At 67.5% G+C, this 17,454-nt stretch carries 17 protein-coding genes; 12 read left to right on the top strand and 5 right to left on the bottom strand.

The window, feature by feature from the left end; genetic code table 11:
* The first annotated feature begins 5 nt into the window (after positions 1–5).
* The 9 genes from AN478_RS04210 to soxB all read left to right on the top strand — a co-directional run bounded on the left by AN478_RS04210 (position 6) and on the right by soxB (position 9,028).
* Entirely contained in the window at positions 6–926 is a 921-nt protein-coding gene (locus AN478_RS04210; RefSeq protein WP_197289209.1) for a phosphate/phosphite/phosphonate ABC transporter substrate-binding protein, read from the top strand.
* Positions 927–931: 5 nt separating this feature from the next.
* Positions 932–2,386 (top strand): sensor histidine kinase, encoded by a 1,455-nt coding sequence (locus tag AN478_RS04205; RefSeq protein ID WP_054965368.1) that lies wholly within the window; start codon positions 932–934, stop codon positions 2,384–2,386.
* Between the two features lie 4 nt (positions 2,387–2,390).
* A complete protein-coding gene (locus tag AN478_RS04200) occupies positions 2,391–3,773 on the top strand; it encodes a sigma-54-dependent transcriptional regulator (RefSeq protein ID WP_054965367.1) in 1,383 nt (460 codons plus the stop codon).
* A gap of 505 nt (positions 3,774–4,278) precedes the next feature.
* Complete coding sequence (gene soxX / locus AN478_RS04195) at positions 4,279–4,677, top strand: sulfur oxidation c-type cytochrome SoxX (protein WP_054965366.1); 399 nt, start codon at positions 4,279–4,281, stop codon at positions 4,675–4,677.
* Positions 4,678–4,722: 45 nt separating this feature from the next.
* Positions 4,723–5,226, top strand: a complete 504-nt coding sequence (gene soxY, locus AN478_RS04190; protein ID WP_054965365.1) for a thiosulfate oxidation carrier protein SoxY — start codon at positions 4,723–4,725, stop codon at positions 5,224–5,226.
* 55 nt (positions 5,227–5,281) lie between these two features.
* On the top strand, positions 5,282–5,611 hold the full coding sequence (gene soxZ / locus AN478_RS04185; RefSeq protein ID WP_054965364.1) for a thiosulfate oxidation carrier complex protein SoxZ: 330 nt from the start codon (positions 5,282–5,284) through the stop codon (positions 5,609–5,611).
* A 39-nt stretch (positions 5,612–5,650) separates the two neighbouring features.
* A complete protein-coding gene (soxA, locus tag AN478_RS04180; RefSeq protein WP_082432808.1) occupies positions 5,651–6,529 on the top strand; it encodes a sulfur oxidation c-type cytochrome SoxA in 879 nt (292 codons plus the stop codon).
* Positions 6,530–6,660: 131 nt separating this feature from the next.
* Positions 6,661–7,185, top strand: a complete 525-nt coding sequence (locus AN478_RS04175) for a DUF302 domain-containing protein (RefSeq protein WP_054965362.1) — start codon at positions 6,661–6,663, stop codon at positions 7,183–7,185.
* A gap of 73 nt (positions 7,186–7,258) precedes the next feature.
* Positions 7,259–9,028 (top strand): thiosulfohydrolase SoxB, encoded by a 1,770-nt coding sequence (gene soxB, locus AN478_RS04170; protein WP_054965361.1) that lies wholly within the window; start codon positions 7,259–7,261, stop codon positions 9,026–9,028.
* Positions 9,029–9,128: 100 nt separating this feature from the next.
* Here soxB and AN478_RS04165 read toward each other — a convergent pair whose 3' ends face one another.
* From AN478_RS04165 to AN478_RS04150, 4 genes are all read right to left on the bottom strand, one after another.
* Positions 9,129–10,238, bottom strand: a complete 1,110-nt coding sequence (locus AN478_RS04165) for an AI-2E family transporter (RefSeq protein WP_054965360.1) — start codon at positions 10,236–10,238, stop codon at positions 9,129–9,131.
* Positions 10,239–10,429: 191 nt separating this feature from the next.
* On the bottom strand, positions 10,430–10,813 hold the full coding sequence (locus AN478_RS04160) for a hypothetical protein (protein WP_054965359.1): 384 nt from the start codon (positions 10,811–10,813) through the stop codon (positions 10,430–10,432).
* A 6-nt stretch (positions 10,814–10,819) separates the two neighbouring features.
* Complete coding sequence (locus tag AN478_RS04155) at positions 10,820–11,569, bottom strand: type 1 glutamine amidotransferase (protein WP_054965358.1); 750 nt, start codon at positions 11,567–11,569, stop codon at positions 10,820–10,822.
* Between the two features lie 77 nt (positions 11,570–11,646).
* Positions 11,647–12,591 (bottom strand): selenium metabolism-associated LysR family transcriptional regulator, encoded by a 945-nt coding sequence (locus AN478_RS04150; protein WP_054965357.1) that lies wholly within the window; start codon positions 12,589–12,591, stop codon positions 11,647–11,649.
* A 156-nt stretch (positions 12,592–12,747) separates the two neighbouring features.
* Here AN478_RS04150 and AN478_RS04145 point away from each other — a divergent pair, with 156 nt between their 5' ends.
* Genes AN478_RS04145 through AN478_RS04135 form a run of 3 tightly spaced genes read left to right on the top strand, consistent with a single transcriptional unit; the run spans position 12,748 to position 15,544 of the window.
* On the top strand, positions 12,748–13,161 hold the full coding sequence (locus tag AN478_RS04145) for a TM2 domain-containing protein (protein ID WP_054965356.1): 414 nt from the start codon (positions 12,748–12,750) through the stop codon (positions 13,159–13,161).
* On the top strand, positions 13,158–14,348 hold the full coding sequence (locus AN478_RS04140) for an acetoin utilization protein AcuC (protein ID WP_054965355.1): 1,191 nt from the start codon (positions 13,158–13,160) through the stop codon (positions 14,346–14,348). The genes AN478_RS04145 and AN478_RS04140 overlap by 4 nt, the downstream gene beginning before the upstream one ends.
* A gap of 14 nt (positions 14,349–14,362) precedes the next feature.
* Positions 14,363–15,544, top strand: a complete 1,182-nt coding sequence (locus tag AN478_RS04135; RefSeq protein WP_054965354.1) for an aldo/keto reductase — start codon at positions 14,363–14,365, stop codon at positions 15,542–15,544.
* Between the two features lie 237 nt (positions 15,545–15,781).
* On the opposite strand, the gene AN478_RS04130 is transcribed toward AN478_RS04135, so the two are convergent.
* On the bottom strand, positions 15,782–17,383 hold the full coding sequence (locus tag AN478_RS04130; protein ID WP_054965353.1) for an endonuclease MutS2: 1,602 nt from the start codon (positions 17,381–17,383) through the stop codon (positions 15,782–15,784).
* Positions 17,384–17,454: the final 71 nt, after the last annotated feature.

Here is a 17,454-nt window from a genome sequence, read left to right as displayed (position 1 = left end):
CATCCATGAGCCTAGCCAAACGCCTTGCCGCACACGGTTTCCCCGCCCTGACCGGCCTGCTGCTGTTCCTCGGTGCGCCGGCCCTCTCGGCGGAGGAACCGGAGCGGCTGCGCCTCCTGCTGCCGCCCCTGTCCACCCCGGACAAGGTGTACGCGCGCTTCCAGCCCTTGGCCGGGCACCTGGAGAAGGCCCTCGGCGTTCCGGTCAAAGCGCGTGTTGCCGGCGACCTGGAATCGCTGCTGCGCTTGGCCCGGCAGGACCGGCCGCAGATCGTCTACCTCTGCCCTCTGGTCTACGCCCGCCTGGGGGACGAGGGCGCCCTCAGGCCCCTCGTCCGCATCGAACGCCAGGGCAAGGACACCTTCCGATCGGTGGTGGTGGTGCGCAAGGGGAGCCCCTACCAGGAGCTTGAGGAGCTCAAGGGGGCCCGCTTCGCCTACGGCGACCCGGTGTGCGCCGCGTCCCGGCTTGTACCCAAGACCATGTTCGCCGAGGCGGGCATCCGTCCCCACCGGGACTTCTTCGAGGAGCGCACCCTCGGCTCCAACGAGAACGCCCTCTACGCCGTTGCCGCCGACCTGTTCGACGCCACGGCCGTGGACGAATCCGCCGCCCACCCCTTCCTGGAAAAGGGGGTGCTCCGGGCCCTGGGATACTCGCGGCCCATCCCCCAGTACCTGCTGGCGGCGAGCGCGGGGCTCAGTGACTCCTTCCGGAAACGGCTGGTCCAGGCCCTGACCGGGCTCCGCCGCCCGCAAGCCACGGCGATCCTCCGGGCCATCGGGCCCAACGTGAACGGCTTCTCGCCCACCAGCGACGACGACTACGACGAGCTCCGCTCCATGGAGCGCCGCCACGGTTCCCCGGACATCCCGCTGAACCTGCTGAACCCGTCCGAGCGGCCGAGCGGGACCCGAGGGAGGTAGGGACCATGGCGCCTTTCCAGCGGCTCCCCCTGCAGACCAAGGGCGCCCTGTACGTCCTACTTCTGATCGTCACCATCTTCCTGACCGTGTCCCTGGTGGTGTACACCTCCGTCCACCGGGACCTGGAGCAGCAGCTGGTGGACGAAAACCTGCGCATGGTCCGGGACCTCTCCAGCAACGCCCGCAGCCCCATCCTCACCACCGACCTGACCGCTCTGCAGAAGCTCGTGGAGCAGGCCGGCAGCAGCCGGGCCGTGGAGGCGGCGGTGGTCACCGACGCCACGGGGCGGATTCTGGCCAGCACGGACATGTCCGGTTTGGGACAGAAGAGTCCCGAATGGGCCACCGGCCGAGTCCAGGAGCCGCCCTCCGCCTCGGGCTGGAACCTGCTCCCCCTCGCCTCCGACGAGCTCCTAAAGACGGCGAGCCATCCCATCGAGGTCCGGGACGAGGAGCTGGGGAAGGTGCACGTGCGCTTCGACCCCTCGGAGCTGCGCCAGATCGTGGCCGAGAACCTCAACGCCACCCTCCGCAAGCTCCTCTGGCTCGGCCTATTCACGGGGGTGGTGGGCACCGCCGGCGCGTTCCTGATCTCCGGGTTCGTAACGCGGCCGATCCGAAGGCTCACGGGGCAGGTGGAGGCCATGGAGCGCGAGCTCACCACCAGCGCCCCGGACCAGAAGGGCGGACCGGCCGAGGGCGACGAGCTGGTCCGCCTGCAGTACGGCTTCGAGCGCCTGCGCTCCACCCTCGATCGGTATCTGGTGGAGCTCGACCGCCTGCACCGCAAACAGCAGGCCTTGAACTGCCTGGCCACCATCGGCGAGATGTCCGCCCATGTGGCCCACGAGCTGCGCAACTCCCTTTCCAGCCTGCGGGGCGCCGCTCGCTACCTGCGCCGGCATCCCGAGGCCACGCAAAAGACCGAATTCTCTGAAATAATCGAGGAGGAGGTGCACCGCCTGTACGAGATGACCGAGGGCTTCCTGGACTTCAGCCGTCCCTTCGAGCCCCAGCTGGAGGAACGGGACCTGTGCGCCCTGATCCAGGACACCTGCGCGCGGCTGGCCACCGATTACGAAAACGCCGGCGTGACGCTGGAGTTCACCTGCTCGGAGGGCCGCACCTGCCTGCTGGACGCCCAGCTCATCCACCAGGCCCTGGTGAACCTGCTCACCAACGCCCTGGACGTGCTCGAACCGGGCGACCGGGTCCACGTCTCCATGGAGCCCGGACCGGACGGCACGCGGCGGGTCATCGTTCGCGACACCGGGCCGGGCATCCCCGCGGAGGATCGCGAGCGGATCTTCAAACCCTTCGTCACCACCAAGACCCACGGCAGCGGGCTGGGCCTGGCGGTGGTCTCCAAGGTGGTCCTGCAGCACGGCGGCAACGTGGAGGTGGACGACGCGCCCGGCGGGGGCGCCCGCTTCACCCTGACCATTCCCAAGGCCGGATAACCCTATGCCCGAGCACACCATCCTGATCGTCGAGGACGAGCGTAACCTGCGCCGGGTCATGGCGGCCTGGCTGGAGGAAGAGGGGTTCGCCACCCGGGCGGCGGAGAACGCCGAGGACGCCCTGGAGCAGTTCGCCCGGAACGGCGCGGACCTGGTGGTCACCGACCACCGCCTGGGCAGCGGCCGAAACGGCCTGGACCTCATGCACGCCCTCAAGGCGGAGCACCCGGACCTACCGGTGATCATCGTCACCGCCTACGGCAATGTGGAGCACGCCGTGGAGGCCATGAAGGCGGGCGCCGACCACTACCTCACCAAGCCCGTGGAGGAGGCGGATCTGGTGGCCCTGGTCCGCAACCTGCTCAACCGCTCCGGCCATGCCCTGCCCACCCAGCAGCCCGAGCAGAACTTCGGCATCGTGGGCGAGAGCCAGGCCATCAGCGAGCTGCTGCACACGGTGGAGCTCGTGGCCCCCGCCCCCTCCACGGTGCAGATTACCGGGGAATCGGGCACCGGCAAGGAGCTGGTGGCGCATGCCCTGCACACGGCCTCGCCCCGCGCCAACGAGCCCTTCGTAGCGGTGAACTGCGCGGCCCTCCCCGCGGAGCTGATCGAGAGCGAGCTGTTCGGGTACGAGAAGGGGGCCTTCACGGGGGCCCACCAGAGCCGGCCGGGGAAGTTCGAGGAGGCGGGCAAGGGCACGCTGTTCCTGGACGAGGTGGGCGAGATGCCCCTGGCCATGCAGGTGAAGCTCCTGCGCGCCCTGCAGGAGCGGGAGATCACGCGGCTCGGCAGCCACCGTCCCCAACCCCTGAACGCCCGCCTGGTGACCGCCACCAACCGGGATCTCGCCCGGGACGCGGAGGAGGGCCGGTTCCGGGAGGACCTCTACTACCGCCTCAACGTCATTCCCCTGCACCTTCCGCCCCTGCGGGACCGGGTGGAGGACATCCCCCTGCTGGCCCGCCACTTCCTGGAGCAGTTCGCCCACCAGCTCGGCCGCAACCCGCCGGCCCTGACCGGAGAGGCCCTTTCCATCCTCCAGTCCTACCCGTGGCCGGGTAACATCCGCGAGCTGCAGAACGTCCTCGAGCGCACGGTGGTCATGACCCGGGGCGACACCATCGGGCCCGACGACCTGCCTTCGACCCTGTCCAGCCCGCCCGCTTCGGGGAAGGCCGATTTCACCACCCACCACCTGCCCACCATCGAGCGCCAGGTGGTGATCGACGCCATGGAGAAGACCAACTGGAACCAGAGCCGGGCCGCGGTCCTCCTCGGCATCAGCCGCAAGCAGCTACGCACCAAGATGAAGAACCTGGGGCTGCTGGGGAGCGAGGGCGACGAGGAGCCCGAAGGCGGCTCCGGCTCCCTGCCCTCTGATTGAAGGCCCCCGCCTCCCCCGACGCTGTTCCCCCTGCTTCCCCTCTCCGCCGAAACCGGGCGCCCGTCCCCGGGCGCCCGCCCTCTTATGTCCCCCCCAGTCCCCATCGGTACGACTCTTGCACCATAGGACGTGCGTATCCGGCGGAATAATCGGAATGTAACTATATTACCGGATAGTAATATGCCAATATAAATCTATTCGAACCGTAAGGGCTATTTATTAAACTTTTCCCGGTGGAATTCCGCCGTTTTGAGCCTCTCAGGCTGTGGATCCTTCCCCGGCCCGGTGTTATTCTGAGGCCGTTGCGCGCCTAGTGCCAGGCTTTTTCGGACGCCCGCAGGAAAGCCACAAATCCAAAAATTCCCCGCAACCGGGAACACAGGGCGATTTTCGAAAACAATTGGTTGCAGCCGCGCAACGGGATATGGCATATAGGACGCACTCTTGGGCCCGGGCGCCTTTCCGCCTGTCGCCCATACCGTCAAGCCGCAAAGGAGGAGTACAAATGGGGACCAACGGAGTATCCCGGCTCTCCCGGCTCGGCGCCCCGCTCCTGGGGGCCGCCATGCTCGTCGCCGGCAGCGCCGCCAACGTTGCTATTGCCCAGGGCGGCGAGGAGAACCTGAGCAGCGTGGAGAAGGAAGGCAAGGACCTCGCCTTCGACCGTAAGAAGGGCAACTGCCTGGCCTGCCACGAGATCCCTGGCGGGGAGCTGCCCGGGAACCTCGGTCCGAGCCTCGTGGGTGTCGCCGACCGCCTCGACGAGGAGCGGATCCGCAAGCAGATCTGGGATGCCGAGGAGTTCAACCCGGTGACCAGCATGCCCCCCTTCGGCAAGCATGAGATCTTGTCCGAAGAGGAGATCGACAAGATCACCGCCTACCTCATGACGCTCAAGTACTGAACCGGTACTTGGCGAAGCCAATTGGAATTACGGAGGAACCACTCGATGCGCGTTGCAACCAACCAGAATACCGGCCGGCGCTCCTTCCTGAAGGCCCTGGGCACGACCGGCGCCGTGGTGGCCGCCGCGGGCGCGGGCCTGCTCAAGCCGGTGAAGAGCCTGGCTCAGAACTTCGATTTCCCCAAGGGCGCCTTCGAGGCCGAGAGCCTGGACGCCGCCATGGAAGCGGCCCTGGGCACCACCGACGTGAAGGACGGGAACGTCAGCCTGAAGGCCCCCACCATCGCCGAGAACGGCGCCGTCGTGCCTATCACCATCAGCACTGACCTGGATGCGGGCAAGGTGGCCAAGTTCCACCTCTTCGTGAGCAAGAACCCCGCGCCGTACACCGCCCGCTTCCACATGCTGGAGACCGGCACCCCGGAAGTCTCCACCCGCATCAAGATGGGCGAGACCTCCGACATCGTCGCCGTGGCGGAGACCACCGACGGCGAGTTCTTCAAGACCTCCAAGGAGGTCCGGGTCACCATCGGCGGCTGCGGCGGCTGATCGCCGAGACCCGAACCAAGACGTCCTACACTGAATACGGCAGAGGAAAATAACGATGGCTAAGACTGGCAGCGCCCGCATTCGTGTCGGCAGCGCCCAGAAGGGTCAATCCACCCAGGTGCGCGCCCTGATCCTCCACCCCATGGAGACCGGCCAGCGCAAGGACTCCAAGACCGGGGAGACCATTCCCGCCCACTGGATCCAGAAGGTGAAGGCGGATCTCGGCGGCACCCGCGTCTTCGAGGCCGACTGGAGCGTGGCGATCAGCAAGAACCCCTACCTGTCTTTCTACATCGTCCCGGAGTCCAGCGGCACCCTTAAGGTGACCTGGGAAGACAACAAGGGCGAAACCTTCTCCGCCGAAGCCGAGGTGGAGGTCGGCTAGCGCCGCTAGCCTCCGACTACGCCAGCAGGAGGACCCAACATGAATGTACGTCTTTCCTTAGCCGTGGCTTCCATCGCCCTGCTGTTCGGGACGAACCACGCCAGTGCCCAGCTGGGTGGGGGTGACGACCAGCCGCAGCGGGCGGTCTCCGAGGAAGGTGCCGAGGCGATCGGCGAGGACTTCAACCCCGGCGAGCTCGACATCGATTCCGGCATGGCCCTCTTCCAGGAGGAAGGCCCCAACGGCAAGTCTTGCGCGTCCTGCCACGGGGACGAGGGCGAGGATCTGAAGGGCGCCGCCACGCAGTTCCCCAAGGTGGTGGATGATGTTTATCCGATCGGGAACAGCTCCGGCCCGGACCTGGTGCACAAGGGTGAGAAGCAGGGCGAGGAGCTCAATCCCAATAAGGCCATCGAGGGCGAGGGCGTGCGCACCCTGGCGATGCAGATCAACCTTTGCCGGGTGAACAACATGGATGCCGAGCCCTGGAGCTTCTCCCAGAAGCACGGCGAGGACATGCGGCACATGACCATCTTCGTGAAGTCGCTGTCCAACGGCATGCCGCTCGACATCGCCACCGACGGCAAGGCCAAGGAGTACTGGGAGGAGGGCAAGGAGTTCTACTGGATGAAGCGCGGCCAGCTGAACTTCTCTTGCGGTACCTGCCACGTGCAGAACTCCGGCATGCGCATCCGCGGGCAGATCCTGTCCGACGTGCGGGGACAGTACGCCAAGTTCCCCACCTTCCGGATGAAGCAGCAGCAGACTCGCCTGACGCATACGCGCTATCGGGGCTGCAACCGCCGCGTCCGGGCGCATGACCTGCCCTTCCAGGCCGACATCTACCGCAGCCTGGAGGTGTACCACGGCTCCCTCTCCAACGGCGAGGAGCTGCGGGTCCCGGGTCACAGCCTCTAAGCTGAACCCGTAGGATCCACCGCAATAGGCCCGGGGCTCGCCTCGGGCCTATCCTTTTTCATGGTTCGCCTCCCGCCCTGGGGGGCGCACCCGGAAGCGATCCGGATCAACCATGGAAAAGGAGCTGTCTCATGTGGGATACCAACGGTTTTCCCGGAAAAGCCCGCGTCTTGGTGCTCGTGGGCTTGATTCTTGCATTCCTGACGGCGACCCCGCAGGCGGAGGTCGCCGCCCAGGAAGACGCCGAGTCTCCGCTCTACCGCGTGGACCTGCCCCCGGACCGGACCCTGGAGGAGGTGGAGCTGAGCATCCAGTCCAAGGCCGAGGGGCTCAACCTCGCGGACGTGGGCACCCTGGATATCGGGGAGGGGATGCGGAACCGCGGGATCGATTTCGATCAGGTCTACAAGGTGTACCAGGTGTGCAATTTGGGCCTGGGCGCGGAGGTGCTCAAAAAGGTTCCGGCCTTCGGCGCCTTCATTCCCTGCAAGATCGTCGTCTTCGAGGCGGACGATCACCTGGCCTTGATTACCTACCTGCCGTCGTACGCCTTGCGCTACTTCCCCGATGCGCCCCCGGAGGCGGAGCGCATCGCCGAGAAGATCGAGCAGGACATCATCGAGGTAATGGACGCCGCCGAGGCAGGCGGGTTCTAGCAGGACGGCCGTGCCGGGTCCGGCATGGCCCTCCCTGCCCTACTCGTGCAACCCGAAGGGAGAGATCCAAGCCATGCAGTTGTCCCGACGTGAGTTCCTTTACGCGCTTGGTCTGGCCGGCGCCGCGGGCATGCTGCGCCCCAGCGGCGCCCGCGCCATGGGATGGTTCAAGGACGACGCCTACGCCGTCCCGGACTTCGGCAACGTGTCGCTGATGCATTTCACCGACTGCCACGCCCAGCTGAATCCCGTCCATTTCCGCGAGCCCAACATCAACCTCGGCGTGGGCTCCCTGAAGGGCGAGCCCCCGCACTTGGTGACCGATGCCTTCCTGGAGTACTACGGCATCGAGAAGGGCTCCAAGCGCGCCCACGCCTTCACGCCCATCGACTACGTGGAGGGCGCGCAGCAGTACGGCAAGATGGGCGGCTTCGCCCACATGAAGACCCTGGTGGACCGCTTCCGGAGCGAGCGCGAGGGGAAGACCCTGCTGCTCGACGGCGGGGACACCTGGCAGGGCTCGGCCACCAGCCTGTGGACCGACGGCATGGACATGGTGAAGGCCACCAACAAGCTCGGCGTCGACGTGATGACCGGCCACTGGGAATTCACCTACGGCGCCGACCGCGTCCGGGAGCTGATCGAGGGCGGCCACCTCGACATGGACTTCGTGGCCCACAACATCAGCGACGTCACGTGGGGCGACCGCGTGGACCTGTTCGAGCCCTACACCATCAAGGAGCGCAACGGCGTCCGCATCGCGGTGATCGGCCAGGCCTTCCCGTTCACCCCGATCGCCAACCCGTCCTACAAGATCCCGGACTGGTCCTTCGGCGTTGACGAGGACCACGCCCAGAAGGTGGTGGACGAGATCCGGGACAACGACAAGGCCGACGTGGTGGTGATCCTCTCCCACAACGGCATGGACGTGGACAAGAAGATGGCCTCCCGCCTGCGCGGCGTGGACGTCATTCTCGGCGGGCACACCCACGACGCCATGCCCACGCCCATGGAGATCAAGAACAAGGGCGGCGGCATCGGTGGCATGACCCTGGTGGTGAACTCCGGCTCCAACGGCAAGTTCCTCTCCCGCCTCGACTTCGACGTGAAGAACGGCAAGGTGCGGGACTACCGCTTCCACATGCTCCCCATCTTCTCCAACGAGATCGACGCCGATCCGGAGATGCAGCAGCTCATCGATGAGGAGCGGAGCAAGGCGCAGGAGCAAGCCGGCAAGGACCTCAGCGAGGAGCTCGCCGTTTCCGAGGACCTGCTCTACCGCCGGGGCAACTTCAACGGCACCTTCGACCAGCTCATCGTCGAGGCGCTCATGGAGAGCCAGGACGCCGAGGTGGCGCTGTCCCCGGGCTTCCGCTGGGGTACCTCGGTCCTGCCGGGCCAGCCCATCACCCTCGAGGACGTCTACACCCAGACCGCCATCACCTACCCCGAGGTCACCCTCAACGACATGACCGGGGAGCAGCTGAAGTTCGCCCTCGAGGACGTGGCCGAGAACCTGTTCAACCCCGACCCCTACTACCAGCAGGGCGGGGACATGGTCCGGGTGGGCGGCCTGCAGTTCGCCTTCAACCCCAGGGAGAAGCAGGGCAACCGCCTGCAGGACATCGAGATCAACGGCGAGCCCCTCGATCCCAAGAAGAAGTACAAGGTGGCCGGCTGGGCGAGCGTCAGCCCCGTGGAGGAGGATCGGCCGCCCGTCTACGACGTGGTCTCCGACTGGCTCCGCGACAAGAAGTCCGTCTCCGTCGGCGAGCCCAACCTGCCCCGCCTCAAGGGGGTCAAGGACAACCCCGGGCTCGACACGGACGTGCGCCTGGCCTGAGCGCCCCCGGCGCCACGGGCGAGCAGAAAAAAGGCCGGCCCTTCGGGGCCGGCCTTTTTCGTAGAGGCACGCGCGGGGCTGGAGCCGCTTGCCGGAGGCCTTATTCGGGCTCCGCGGCCCCCGGATGCTCCCCGGGCCGATCCGGGTCGGGATCCTCCACATGGTGGAGGCGGGGCACGGCGTCCAGGATGGACTTCACCACGGTGGCCAGGGGAATGGCGAAGAAGATCCCCCAGAACCCCCAGATGGAGCCGAAAATGAGGATGGCGAGGATGATGGCCACCGGATGGAGCTTCACCGCCTCGTAGAAGATCAAGGGCACCAGCACGTTGCCGTCCAGCCCCTGGATGACGCCGTAGGCGAATAGCAGGTAGGCCAGCTCCCAGCTCGGGCCCCACTGCACCAGCCCGAGGAGGGCCACCGGGATGGTCACCACCGCCGCGCCCACGTAGGGAACGAGGACGGAGAACCCCGTGAGCACGCCGAGCAGGGCGGAGTAATTGAACCCCATGAGGCGGAAGGTGAAATAGGTCACCAGGCCGACGATGATGATCTCCCACACCTTGCCGCGGATGAAGTTGCCGATCTGGCGATCCACATCCCGCCAGACGCTCTGGGCGAGCTGCTGGTGCGGCGGCAGGAAGCTGCGCACGTACCCCAGGATCAGCTCCTTGTCCTTGAGCATGAACAGGATGAGGAAAGGTACGAGCACCATGTAGACCAGCAGGGTGGCGAGCCCGGGGATGTAGGAGATGGACAGGGAAACCAGGTGGCCGCCCCACTCCTGGAGACGCTGCCCGATGGCGGAGATGAGGCTGTCGGCGTACTGGGGCTCGATGAACCCGGGGTAGCGCTCCGGCAGGGTGCGGATCAGGTTCTGGACCTGGCGCACGATGTCGGGCAGGTCCCGCACCACTCGCTGGAGCTGCTCCGTCAGCAGGGGCAGTAGGGAGAAGATGAGGAACACCGCCACCAGGAGGAAGGCGGTGAAGACGATGGTCACGGCGAGCCAACGGGGCACGCGCCGTCGCTCCATGGGGCGGATGAACCCCTCGAGCAGGTAGGCGATGACCACGCTGGCCACGAAGGGCTTGAGCGCCTCCCCGAACACGTAGAGGGCCGCAAGCACCCCCAGGATGACGAAGGTCAGCAGCAGGATCTGGGGGTCGGAGAACCGCTTGCGGAACCATTCGAGGGGGGTGTACACCATGCCTCCGGACGGCGTTCGGGTGGAATCGGGGACGGCGTCTCCCTCTGTCCGGGAGGGTAGCGGAATCGCCGGGCGGGGGAAAGAAGCCCAGCTGGGGCTCCCTGGGTGCCTACCGGTGCCCCGCTATTTCCCCCTCACGGGGGCGTCCGTCGAGGCCCAAGGCGCGCCCCGCATCCGCCGCCCGCTTCGGCTCATTCCTCCTCGAACTGACGCAGGTAGCCCCGGTAGTGGCGCTCGAAGACCTCCTCGAGCTCCTCGATCACCTCGCTCTCCGGCTTGTCCTGCAGGTACCGCTTGGCCATGATCGAGGTGGTCTCGTCGAGCAGCTTGCTGCGTTCGAGCATGGGGTAGGTGTGGCGCAGCCGCTTGATGGCCTGCACCGGGCCCTCCTCGGGATCCTTCTCCACGGACCGGGGGGACTCGGGCTCCCCCGGGGCGGCGGCATCCGCCTCCCCGGCGCCGGGCTCGCCCCCGGCGCGACCCACCAGGAACTCCGCGTAGTCCACCAGCTGCTTCTGCTGCTCGGCGGGGAGGCGCTCCAACGCCTCCAAGATGCGCTTTTCGTTTTCCGTCATGGGCCTTCAGTCGTCCTGGACATTGAAATCGTAGGCGGGGCCTTCCTGGGCGTGGGGCTGCATGAGGTCCAGCTCCTTGACCAGGGCCACCACCACCTTGTCGGTGACCGCTTGCATCCGGCCGGCGCCCCAGGACTCCCGAGAGTACTCCAAGAGACTGCCCACCCCGTCGGGGCAGGGGCGGTCCTCCATCACCATGTCCTCGACCATCCCCGGCTTGGCCTCGGGCCGGAACAGCAGCGCGTAGGCCCGGCGGTGAGGCCGAAAGGCCAGCCAGTTGCCCTCGTCGTCCACCAGGGTGGGCTCCATGCCCTCCGGCAGGGAGACCGAGCCGGCGTGCCACAGGAAGACCTCCATGCCGTCCAGCTCCTCGGCCAGGGCGTCCCCTTCCCCTGCGGCGGTCTTGCGGGCCGTGACGAAGCGGGCGGTGATCTCCGGGTCCTCGGAGGCCTCGCCGCCGAAGTGCTCCGCGATCAGCTGGGCCCCCAGCCCCAGGCCCACGACCGGCTGGTCGTTGCGCAGGAATTGCCCCACCAGGAACTCCTCCTCCGCCAGGTAGGGAAAGTCGTCCTTCTCGGTGGGGTCCATGGGCCCGGGCAGCAGGAACAGGGCGTCCTTGTCCTGGGGGCTGCCGGGGACGGACTGCCCCAGGAAGGGCCGGATGTAGACGAAACCGATCTCCCGGTGCTCCAGCTGCTTCTCGATGGTGCCCAGGAACTCGTGATGGCTATGCTGAACGACGAAGAACTGCCGCATGGCTCCGCGACTCCCGGTAGATGCCGGGGATCCCGGGCCGGCCGATACGCCCCGGCCGGGGGCGTTCCGGTCTCGGCCTAGAGGGCGACCCGGTCATGGGCCGGGCTGCTGCGCTGCCCCCAGGGATCCCCTTTTTCGCATTGCTCTTGGATGAACTGGTAGAACCGCTCCACCGCCTGGGAACGGAACTTCTGCTTCTGGTGGACGAAGGAGAAGGATCGCTTGAGCGCGGGCTCCAGGGGCCGCACCTCCAGGGTCCCCAGCTGCGCCTCCTTGCGCACCGTGGCCTCGGAGACCACGGACACCCCCAGCCCGCTCTCCACGGCGCCCTTCACCGATTCCCCGGAGCCGAGCTCCATGACGATGTCCAGCTTGTTGGGGTCCTCGCCGCCCTCGCGGATGTAGTCCGCCAGCACCTCGCGGGTGCCCGAGCCCTCCTCGCGGAGGACGAACTGGCAATCGAGCAGGTCGCCGGGGGTCACTCGCTCCCTGGCCGCCAGGGCGTGGCCCTGCGGAAAGATGGCCACCAGCTGGTCCGGCTGGCACTCACGGATAGCCAGGTTGCTGTTGTGGACCGCGCCTTCGACGATGCCGATGTCGATGGTATTATTCTCCACCTGCTGAACGATGTCGCGGGTATTGGCAACGTTCATGCGTACCTTCATGGCCGGATAGGCCATGCGAAAGGCCCCGAGCACCCGCGGCAGCAGGTATTCGCCGATGGTGGTGCTTGCGCCCACCAGCAGAACCCCCCGCATCTCCCCGGTCAGCTCCCCGACCGAGCTCTCCATCTCGTCGTACAGGCTCAGGATCTTGTCCGCGTAGTCGAAGACGATGGAGCCCGCGTTGGTCAGGGTGATGCGGTTGTGGTTGCGGTCGAACAGCCGGGTGTTGAACTGCTCCTCGAGCTGCTTGACCTGGAAGGTGACCGCCGGCTGGGTCATGTGCAGCCGGTTGGCCGCCTTGGTGAAGCTGGAAAGCCGCGCAACGGTGTGGAAGACGTGCAGTCTGCGATCGGCCATGGTTCCCTACCATCCGCCCGGGCTGGCCGGGCCTGCTTCCGGATTCCCGGATCCGCTTAACGATGCGGGTTGTTCCGGGTATCCTGAAAAGTTGATAAATTTTCTCAACCTTAAAACCCCATAATAAACCAATTTATTTTATGAGGGGATAAATAAATGGGCAAGCAGTGGGAAGCCATGGACCTCAAGGGGGGTGGCCTGCAGCAGGTCCAGATGGCCTACAAATCCGTGGCCCGGACCAAGCTTGGGGCCTACCTGCGCTGGATCCTGTTCCCCCTCGGCGTCCATCGCTTCTACCTGCTCGACCGGCGGGGCGGCCTCGCCTACCTGGGCGCCTCCCTGGCGGCCCTGGTGGTTCATCTGGCCGCCGACTTCCCCTGGATCTGGCTGGTCCCCGCCGTGGCCGCCCTCGTCGACCTGTTCCTGATCCCGGGCCGGCTGGTGAAGATCAACAAGGAGCTGCGCCTGCAGACCATGATGAGCGGCGCCCGCCCCGGGGCCCCGCGCGGCTTCAAGGGCCACTACACCGAGGAGAACACCACGGGCGACGGGGAGGACGGGAACCGATGACCGGCTCGGCGGTCTTCTTCGGTGCCGCACGATACCGACGCCCCAGCTACAACGACAACCATCCCCTGGGCATCCCCCGGGTCTCCCTCACCGTGGACCTGCTGCGCGCCTACGGCGCCCTCCCCGAGGCGGAGTACCAGGAGTCCCGGCAGGCGGCCGACTACGAGCTGGCCTGGTTCCACACCCAGGAATACCTGCGCGCCGCGCGCCGCATCGAGGCCTCCGGGCGCGCCTCCGCCGCGGACCGGAAGCGTTACAACCTGGGCAACCTGGAGAACCCGGCGTTCGCCGGATTCTACACCACCGCGGCCATTGCCACCGGGGCGAGCATCCAGGCGGCCGAGGCCGTGATCGGCGGGCGCATCGGCTTCAACCCCGCCGGCGGCATGCACCACGCCGCCCCGCACCAGGCCCGGGGCTTCTGCTATTTCAACGACCCCGTGCTCGGGATCCTGCGCCTGCGCCGGGAGGGCTGGCGGGTGCTGTACGTGGACCTGGACGCCCACCACGGGGACGGCGTGGAGGACGCCTTCGCCACGGATCCGGAGGTGTTCACGCTCTCCCTGCACATGGGCACCGAGCGGGCCTATCCGTTCCAGGGCGGCGGCCTGGACGACCGCGGCCAGGGCCCGGGCGAGGGGTACGCCCTCAACCTCCCCATGCCCGCCGGCGCCCACGACGACGATTACCGCACGGCTTTCGAGGCCGTGTGGGGCCCCGTGGTGGACCGCTTCCAGCCCGACGCGGTGGTCTTCCAGGCGGGCACCGACATCCTGCTCGCCGACCCGCTGAGCCGGTTCCGCGTCTCCACCCAGACCTTTCTGGCCATGGCGGCGCGCATCCAAGCGGACAGCGCCCCCCGCCTGCTGGTCACCGGGGGCGGGGGCTACCATCCGCTGGCCCTGGCGCGCTGCTGGGCGGGGCTCTGGGCCCAGCTCTCCGGCCGGGAGCTGCCCGTCGAGCTTCCCCCGGCGGGCCGGGAGCACCTGGAGGCCGTGGACTGGGACCTCGACGAGGACGAGGACTGGTTCGACGAGCTGTTCCGCTCGCGCCTGGACCCGCCCCAGCGGGGCCGGGTCAAGCCGGAGGTGGAGGAGGCCCTGGACCACCTCCACCGGCATCATCCCTTTTTCCGGCGCGCCCCGGTGGGCGTCACCGGGGCCGCCGCAAACACCCCCACTTCCTGACGAGCTAGGCAGCCATGCTAGGACGATCGCGCCCCACGGAACTTCCCGAGCTCATCCCGGGCCACGCCACCCACGAGGCCACCCAGGCCTACGCGGACGGCAGCGGGCTGGCCGAGAGCCACTACAGCGACTACGGCGAGGAGGCCCTCAAGCTCTCCTCCATCGGCCTGGGCACCGACCACGGTGAGCCCACCGACGAGGTGGACGCGGGCTACCGCGAGGCCCTGGCCCACGGTCTGAAGGGCGGGCTGAACGTCATCGAGGCGGGGCTCAGCTACCGCTACGGGCGCTCGGCGCACGCCGCGGGGGCGGCCATCCGGGAGGCGGTGGCATCGGGCGTGCCCCGCGAGGCCCTGTTCGTGGTGGGCAAGGGCGGCTTCCTGGCCTTTCCCGACGGCCCGCCCGACGACCTGGCCGCCTGGTTCAAGGAAGAGATCCTCAAGAAGGGGATGGGCACCCCCGACGAGCTGGCCCAGGGCGTACACCTGCTCACCCCCGCCTACATCGCCTGGCAGGTGGAGCATACCCGCCAGGCTATGGGCGTGGAAACCCTGGACGCCTTCCTCATCGACCAGTCCGAGGTGCACATCCCGGAGCTGCAGACCAAGGAGGACCTCAACACCCGCCTCCAGAAGGTCTACGCGGTGCTGGAGATGATGGTGCAGGCGGGCAAGCTGCGCAGCTACGGCCTGGCTACCTGGAAGTCCTGCCGGGTGCCCACCAACGACACCCTGTTCCAGTCCCTCACCAGCCAGGTGGGGGTGGCGGAGAAGGCCGCCGGCGATCCCCGGGGCCACCACATGCGCCTGGTGACCATGCCCTACAACGTGAACATGCTGGAGGGCTTCACCCGCTTCAACCAGGCCACCGGCCAGGGCAACGTGGCCTCCACCGTTCAGGCCGCCTACCAACTCGGGCTCTACTTCCTCGCTACCCATGCCCTCATGGGCGGCCGCCTCCTGGAGGAGCAGCCACCCATCCTGCGCCAGGCCATGGGCGACCTGCGGACCAACGCCCAGCGCGCCCTGCAATTCGCCCGCTCCACGCCGGGCGTGGGCACCGCCATGGTCTCCATAGCGCGCAAGGACCACATGGACGAGGCGCTGGAGCTGGGCCGCATCCCGCCCATGTCGCGCAAGGCCTTCCTCAAGATGTTCGAGCAGGCGGAGGATGAGGCCGAGGAGGCGGAGGGCTAAAGGGAAAAACGGCAAAGACGGCGGAACCGCCAAGTACGCCAAGACCGCCAAGAACGGCAAAACAAAAAGAAAACTGGCTATCCGCCTAAATCAGAAAAAGTGCTTGTGGGGGGCTAGCAGCCCCGCCCCGGAGCGGGAGTCCTTTCTGTCGCGGCCAATGGCCGCTCCTACAGGAATCGAGCCCGCATCTCCGCTTTTTATCTTGCTTTTTCTTGGCGTGCTTGGCGGCCTTGGCGGTTAGCCGCCGTTCGTCTCCTGCCGTGCCGACTCGGTGGTCGCCCCCGGACGTAGCTCCTCCAGGTGCCCCCGGGCCCGCTCCAGGAGCGGGCCCTCCAGGCCGTTGCGCTCGGCCACCACCAGGCCGAGGGAGGCCCCCGGCGCCCCAACCTCCAGCTGGTAGGTGGGCTGCAGCTGGTCGAAGTCGAAGCGCATGTTGGCGTTGGCGATGGCCGGATGCTCGGCGGCGAAGCCCTTGAGGGGCGACAGGTGGGTGGTGAAGACCCCCTGCACACCGCGTTCGGCCAGCTCCTCCAGCACCGACATCGCGAGCGCCGCCCCCTCCTCCGGGTCGGTTCCGGTGCCCATCTCGTCCATGAGCACCAAGGTGTGCTCGTCCGCCTCGGCGAGGATCTGCTTGAGCACCTCCACGTGGCCGGCGAAGGTGGAGACGTGGTGCAGGATATTCTGGTGGTCGCCGATGTCCACCAGGATGCGGCGGTAGGCCCCTACCACGGTGCCCTCCGCGGCCGGGATATGCAGTCCGCAGAAGGCCATAGTGGCGAGCAGGCCGATGGTCTTGATGGCCACCGTCTTGCCGCCGGTGTTGGGACCGGTGATGAGGACCATGGGCTGGTCGGGACCCAGGCGCACGGTCAGCGGCACCGGTGCGGGGCCGCCGTTCTTGTGCCCGGCCACCAGGGCCGGATGGCTGGCGGAGCGCAGGTCCAGGCGGGGCTCCTCGGTGAGCACCGGGGGATGGCCGTCGATCTTGAGGGACAGGCGACCGGCGCCCAGGGCCAGGTCGATCCACGTGACGGCGTCGAGCAACCGCTGCAGCGGGGCGATGTGCTCCTGCACCATGCCGGTGGCCTCGCGGAGCACCCGCCGCTCCTCGGCGTCGATCTCGCGCGAGAGCTGTTCCAGGCGGTTGTTCAGGGGGATCCACTCCATGGGCTCCACCATGACCCCCCGGCCCCGGGACAGGGCCTCCCGGCGGACCCCCTTGATGGCGCCGGCGGCCTCCGTCTTGACCGCGAGCACCCGGCGCGGCCCGCTGAAGTGCTCGGTCTTGGGCTCCACCAGGCTGGGGGCGAGCTTCTTGTCCTTGAGCTTCTTGTCCACCTGCTTGTTGAGGTCGCCGCGGACCTGCCGCACCTCCTCGTGGAGCGCGCTCAGGGCTTCGGAGGCCGACTCCCGCACCTTGCCCATGGTGTCCACCAGGGCGTCCAGCCGGTCGATGAGGGGGCTGGCGGCGGTCAGGTCGGAGGGATCGCCCACGTACAGCCCGGGTCGCTTCTCCAGGGCGCGCCCCAGATAGTCCCCCGCCTGCAGGAGGGTGATGAGGTTGCGCAGGGCCAGACCGTTAAGGGGTGAGGCCCCCTCCTGCCGGGACTGGCGGAGAGCCGCCCGCACGTCGGGCAGCTCGTCCAGCTTGGGGCCGTCGCCCTCCTCCAGGCCCTCGCGGGCGGTGGTGACGGCCCGCTGGAAGGCCCGCGCTACCTCCAGGCTCGGGGCCGGCTCCATGTTGCGGGCCGCCTCCTTCCCGTAGGGCGTGGCGCACTCGGCGTCCAGGGTGCGGCGGATGGATTCAAACTCCAATGTATTGAGATCGCTCTGCATGCGGAGGCTCCCTTACGCGCTGCCCGACGGGGCATACAGCTGCTATAGTGCTTGGTTTGCCCGCCCAGGAG

It is taken from the genome of Thiohalorhabdus denitrificans (assembly GCF_001399755.1).
Lineage (GTDB): Bacteria > Pseudomonadota > Gammaproteobacteria > Thiohalorhabdales > Thiohalorhabdaceae > Thiohalorhabdus > Thiohalorhabdus denitrificans.
Note: the sequence above shows the minus strand (reverse complement) of the source record. Positions and strands in the feature narration are given on the sequence as shown.

What these genes read in the sequence shown, in the direction of transcription:
- AN478_RS04210 (WP_197289209.1), top strand. Translation starts at nt 6, where the DNA reads ATGAGCCTAGCCAAACGCCTTGCCGCACACGGTTTCCCCGCCCTGACC.
- AN478_RS04205 (WP_054965368.1), top strand. Translation starts at nt 932, where the DNA reads ATGGCGCCTTTCCAGCGGCTCCCCCTGCAGACCAAGGGCGCCCTGTAC.
- AN478_RS04200 (WP_054965367.1), top strand. Translation starts at nt 2,391, where the DNA reads ATGCCCGAGCACACCATCCTGATCGTCGAGGACGAGCGTAACCTGCGC.
- soxX (WP_054965366.1), top strand. Translation starts at nt 4,279, where the DNA reads ATGGGGACCAACGGAGTATCCCGGCTCTCCCGGCTCGGCGCCCCGCTC.
- soxY (WP_054965365.1), top strand. Translation starts at nt 4,723, where the DNA reads ATGCGCGTTGCAACCAACCAGAATACCGGCCGGCGCTCCTTCCTGAAG.
- soxZ (WP_054965364.1), top strand. Translation starts at nt 5,282, where the DNA reads ATGGCTAAGACTGGCAGCGCCCGCATTCGTGTCGGCAGCGCCCAGAAG.
- soxA (WP_082432808.1), top strand. Translation starts at nt 5,651, where the DNA reads ATGAATGTACGTCTTTCCTTAGCCGTGGCTTCCATCGCCCTGCTGTTC.
- AN478_RS04175 (WP_054965362.1), top strand. Translation starts at nt 6,661, where the DNA reads ATGTGGGATACCAACGGTTTTCCCGGAAAAGCCCGCGTCTTGGTGCTC.
- soxB (WP_054965361.1), top strand. Translation starts at nt 7,259, where the DNA reads ATGCAGTTGTCCCGACGTGAGTTCCTTTACGCGCTTGGTCTGGCCGGC.
- AN478_RS04165 (WP_054965360.1), bottom strand. Translation starts at nt 10,238, where the DNA reads ATGGTGTACACCCCCCTCGAATGGTTCCGCAAGCGGTTCTCCGACCCC.
- AN478_RS04160 (WP_054965359.1), bottom strand. Translation starts at nt 10,813, where the DNA reads ATGACGGAAAACGAAAAGCGCATCTTGGAGGCGTTGGAGCGCCTCCCC.
- AN478_RS04155 (WP_054965358.1), bottom strand. Translation starts at nt 11,569, where the DNA reads ATGCGGCAGTTCTTCGTCGTTCAGCATAGCCATCACGAGTTCCTGGGC.
- AN478_RS04150 (WP_054965357.1), bottom strand. Translation starts at nt 12,591, where the DNA reads ATGGCCGATCGCAGACTGCACGTCTTCCACACCGTTGCGCGGCTTTCC.
- AN478_RS04145 (WP_054965356.1), top strand. Translation starts at nt 12,748, where the DNA reads ATGGGCAAGCAGTGGGAAGCCATGGACCTCAAGGGGGGTGGCCTGCAG.
- AN478_RS04140 (WP_054965355.1), top strand. Translation starts at nt 13,158, where the DNA reads ATGACCGGCTCGGCGGTCTTCTTCGGTGCCGCACGATACCGACGCCCC.
- AN478_RS04135 (WP_054965354.1), top strand. Translation starts at nt 14,363, where the DNA reads ATGCTAGGACGATCGCGCCCCACGGAACTTCCCGAGCTCATCCCGGGC.
- AN478_RS04130 (WP_054965353.1), bottom strand. Translation starts at nt 17,383, where the DNA reads ATGCAGAGCGATCTCAATACATTGGAGTTTGAATCCATCCGCCGCACC.